Below are 4,725 nucleotides of genomic sequence, written 5' to 3' on the forward strand. Positions count from 1 at the left end.
ACACCGAAGTACGCGAAATACGCTCGGGCGGAGACGAAACCGAAGTAGTAACAAAGACCCGTCAGCAGGGTTGTCGGAGCGACGATGCCGGCGAGCAGGCCGACCCACATATGGGGCGGATATGCCGTTGTCGAGCGGGTGGCGTCGTCACTCATCGGGAGCCGGCACATTCTCGTCGGGTGGTACGTCGTCACCGATCCCGTCAGTGGGAGTATCCCAGGTAGGCGTAGCGGGGGGCTGGGTTGTAGTCGGGGCGGGTGGCACGTCCCTCGACGTCGGTTGCGGACCCGGATTCCGAGTCCGTACCACGTACGACGTGGTCTCCATGTACGGCGTCGTCTCCGACCCCGCCGTAGTTTGGACCGTTGCCGGTCCAGATTCCGGCAACGTTCGAGACACACTCCTCGTCATCGACGAGGTCGGTGACCCCGACCCCCCGGACGTCCGATCACATCCCGCGACTCCCACGACGCAGAGCGCCAACGCCGCAACGGCACCGGCGGTCCGATACCGAGATCGTGTGTTGAAGCCTTCGAGCGCGCGCATCTCGCAACCTCTGCTGGAGCTCCGGCGGTTCTTCGATTCGTCATGACCGTAGAACCGACGGATACGTCCGGTCACGAGTACTCCACTACTCGTTCATCGGCAGACGTGCGACCCCTGCCGGATTGCTGCGGCGGACCCGAGTCACCGGTCCCGCAGCGCCGAATGCGCTGTGCCACCACGAATCGAGTAGCCCTCTACTCTCCCCGGAATGCTTGCGCGCTCGTAGCTTTCTTCTCACAGACCGCGGACGGATCCGCGTTCCTCCAGATCGGAGTCCCGAGAATGAGTACGCAACCCGGACAGTGGCGGCTGTTGGACGAAGCCGAAGCCGCCGCACTCTCCCTGGCCGACGAATCGATGCCGGTGACGCCGACCGTCGACAAACCCGATACCGACTCGCAGGCCTCCACGGCAACCGCGTCGGAGCACTTCCCCGGCTCGAACGAGTCCACCGACGACAACGGGGACGCCGATCTGCCGGCCGACCCGCCGCTCACGACACAGGAATAGATCATGGGACTCTTCTTCCGCAATCGGACGGGCGAATCCGTCTGGGTTGCATATGCATACAGTTCACCGGGATGCCCGGACGGCGGCGACTGGGCGAAGAAGGGCTGGTGGCGACTCGCGCCGGGTGCCACCGCCAAGGTCCGCTCGGGATTCGTCGGCGGGAGCAAGTTCTTCTTCTACGCGCACGGCGAAGGCGGCAGCCCGGAATGGAGCGGGCCGTTCGTCACCAACCTGCCGCAGCAGGCATTCGACTGGTGCTGGAACACCGCCGGCTCGTCGGGAACCGACCGCGGTCTCCAGAAGCTGATCGTTCCCACCACGAGCCTGGATCACACGGTCGTCTTCAGCTGATCGGCTTCCGATTCATCCACCCGACGGCGCCGCGTCATCGTCGCGTCGTATCCACAAGGATCGAACATGGCTACCAAGAACGGCAGGACCAGCCGCACACCCCGCCCCGAGAAGGACGAGCTCGCCGTCGCTCTGCGGAAGTTCATCCGCACCAAGGGCGCCGACTACCTCGACGATCCGAACGTCTCGTCCGTCGGCGTCGGATACAAACACGTGGACGGCAAACCGACCGACGAGCTCGCCGTGCAGTTCACGGTGAACGAGAAGGTATCGGAGCCCGAAGCTCTCGAAGCACTGGGCACCTCCCCGCTTCCCGAGAGCATCACCGTGAACGGTGTGGAGGTTCCGACCGATGTGATCGAACGATCGTACGAACCCGCATTCCGCCGCGTCCCGGAGGCCGCGACGCCGCCCCGGAAGACGCGGCTGGGTCCGATCGTCCCGGGTGTGAGCGTCGGGCACACGAGTGTCAGTGCCGGGACGATCGGATGCATCGTCTACGACGTCGACAACCACACCCCGTACATGCTCAGCAACTGGCACGTGCTGCACAACGCGGCGGGTCGGGTGGGTGACACGATCGTCCAACCCGGTCCGCACGACGACAATCGCATCAACGACAACCGGGTGGGACGACTCGCGCGGTCGCATCTGGGGCCGGCCGGGGACTGTGCCGTGGCGACCATCGAGGATCGGCAGTTCGATCCGGAGATCTGCGGGCTCAGCGTGGTCCCGGACGCAATCGGGGAACCCGAACTCGGCGACAAGGTGATCAAGAGTGGTCGCACCACCGGCATCACCCACGGTCTGGTGCGTCGTGTCGACGTGATCGCCAAGATCACGTATCGAGGGGTCGGCACGAAGTCCATCGGTGGGTTCGAGATCGGACCCGACCCGAAGCACCCTGCGGCCGACGGTGAGATCAGCAGCGGTGGCGACTCCGGAGCGGCGTGGATGTTCCGCTCCGGAACCGGCGCGGCGACCACCGTCCTGGCCGGGCTGCATTTCGCCGGCGAGGCCAACGGCAACTCCGACGAGCACGCGTTGGCGTGCCTGCCGCAGTCCGTCTTCGAGAAGCTGGGCGTAACCCTGACCCCGCCCGCCTCGGAGGAGGCAGTCGCGGCCGTCGGTTACGACCCGAACTTCCTGTCGACGCCCGTCCCGCTTCCCGAAGTGACGGCCGAGGTAATGCCCGACATCGCGAAGGCGAACGACGGCTCCGAGGTTCTGCACTACACGCACTTCTCGCTGGCGATGCGCAAGTCGCGTCGGTTCGCGGCCTGGGTCGCGTGGAACATCGACGGCGGATCCATGAAGAAACTCAGTCGTAAGAACATCGACTTCGTCAAGGATCCACGGCTGGCAGCGGACGCCCAGGTCGGCAACGAGCTGTACCGGGCGAACCGACTCGACCGCGGGCACCTTGCGCGACGCGCCGACCTGCTGTGGGGCAGCACGAGCGAGGCGACCAAGGCGAACAGGGACTCGTTCTTCTACACCAACATCACCCCGCAGATGGACGACTTCAACCAGAGCGCCCGCGACGGGGTCTGGGGAAAGCTCGAAGACGCGGTCTTCGCTGATGTGGAGGTCGACGATCTGAAGGTGTCGGCGTTCGGCGGCCCGGTGTTCGCGGACGACGACCGCGAGTTTCGGAGGGTGAAGATCCCCCGCGAGTTCTGGAAGGTGCTCGTGTTCGTGGAGAACGGCGAACTCAAGGCCCGAGGGTTCCTGCTGAGCCAGAACCTCGATCAGCTCGAGGTGCTCGACCTCGACGAGTTCCGGGTCTTCCAGGTGCCGTTGACCGAGATCGAGCAGCGCGCACTGCTGCGGTTTCCGCAGGCGTTGCGCGAAGCCGATCTGCAGGTCGCGGCGGAGGCGATCGCCGAACCGCTGGATTCGGTGGCAGCCATCCACTGGTGACGTGGTGGAGGGTTCGTAGACCAGATGACCGGGGTCTTACCTCCGGTCCGTCTGCGTCGGTCCAACTCTCGCGCGCTGAACCGAGGCTCGCCGCGCGTGTAGCGCGAGCGAACCTCGGCTTAGCGCGTTGATAGGCGCCCTACTACAGTCTCTGCACTGATCGCCAACCACGCTGTTACGTTCGTCCCCTTTGCGGCGATGTCCGAACCGCAGGGTAGTTTCCCGGTCCGTCGGGGCCGATCGGAGGAGAACAGGCAGATGAGCGAGTTGGTAGGGGCCACAGGCACGGATGTCGTCCCGATAGACGAACTATCCGGCACCGACTTGACGCTGTGCGTCGAACCGGAAGGGCTGCTGGTCTGTGGCGATCAGAGTGTGGTCACCAAATACATCGCGCAGCTTCGCCTCCTCACCGAGGATGCCATCGAGACAGCCGCCATCTCCCCCACCATGGCCGGCCACGCAGCCGCGGCCGCTGCAGGCGGTTGGTCCTTGGCAGCCCAGGCGGGAGAATTCGTCCGGCTGGCCCCGAAGACCGTAAAGAATCTGCAGAGCAACCATGCCATCCCCGCCGGGGATGGATACTTCCACGGAGTCCTGAGGAACTCCGCCGGGAAGTTCAGTCACCAGGTGCAATGGCAACCCGCAAACCTGGCGCCCGCCAAACTTCTGTCCGTTCAGATGTTCGCCGTGCAGGTCGCGCTCGCCACCGCGATCGACTCGGTTCAGAAATCGATCGAGCGGGTCGAGGACCAAGTCGAGCGCGTACTGGCACTGGCCGAAGCATCGCGGGCGGGTGACGTCCGCGGCCACTACGTCGTGCTCGAGCGCCTCGTCGGACGGCTCGACGAACACCGGGTCCTCACCAATACCGACTGGGAATCCGTAGCCGGGCTGGGGCCGGAGCTCGTACTGACGATCGAACGACTCCGCGAACACATCAAACGCACCCTCGCCGGTTTCGACCCGACCAAACCGATCAACGAACGTGCCGATTACCTCAGACGGGCCGTGGAGGACAACCGCCTCGGCGAAACCCTGCATCTCCTGGTGGTCAGCGAGCAGTCGCTGTACCTGTGGCAGCGGTTGCGTATCGCGCGGGTGCAGGCGGTCGAGCCGGAACACCTGAAGATGGTGCTCGACGACGCCCGTGGTCTGCTCGCCGACCATGCCGAGGAGGACGGCAGACTCCTCAATCACGCACGGCAACATTTGTCCGAGTACTCGCGGATGAACCGTCTCGACGGATTCCGTTGGGGCGCGACCCACAACCTCGCTCACGACATCACCCAACTCCGGAGCGATCTCGACGGCTTCGCACAGGCCAGAGGCCAACAGGTCTCGGAGTGGGTCGACCCCGAAAAGCCGACGGTCGGCGATGCTCTTGCAGAAGTC

General features: G+C 64.9%; 4 protein-coding genes. All 4 read left to right on the top strand.

Features of this window, described 5'->3' with window-relative positions:
- Window positions 1–828: 828 nt before the first annotated feature.
- Window positions 829–1,056 (top strand): hypothetical protein, encoded by a 228-nt coding sequence (locus R1101_RS0116130; RefSeq protein WP_016934414.1) that lies wholly within the window; start codon window positions 829–831, stop codon window positions 1,054–1,056.
- Between the two features lie 3 nt (window positions 1,057–1,059).
- Window positions 1,060–1,407 (top strand): DUF1036 domain-containing protein, encoded by a 348-nt coding sequence (locus R1101_RS27075; protein WP_016934415.1) that lies wholly within the window; start codon window positions 1,060–1,062, stop codon window positions 1,405–1,407.
- Between the two features lie 66 nt (window positions 1,408–1,473).
- Window positions 1,474–3,330 carry a DNA/RNA non-specific endonuclease gene (locus R1101_RS0116140; RefSeq protein WP_016934416.1) on the top strand — a complete coding sequence of 619 codons (1,857 nt, stop codon included), beginning with the start codon at window positions 1,474–1,476 and terminating at the stop codon, window positions 3,328–3,330.
- Between the two features lie 258 nt (window positions 3,331–3,588).
- Window positions 3,589–4,725 (top strand): hypothetical protein (locus R1101_RS0116145; protein ID WP_037223796.1); only part of this gene is annotated, 1,137 nt, incomplete at its 3' end.

Origin of the sequence: Rhodococcus sp. R1101, from assembly GCF_000278445.1 — a bacterium.
Lineage (GTDB): Bacteria > Actinomycetota > Actinomycetes > Mycobacteriales > Mycobacteriaceae > Rhodococcus > Rhodococcus gordoniae.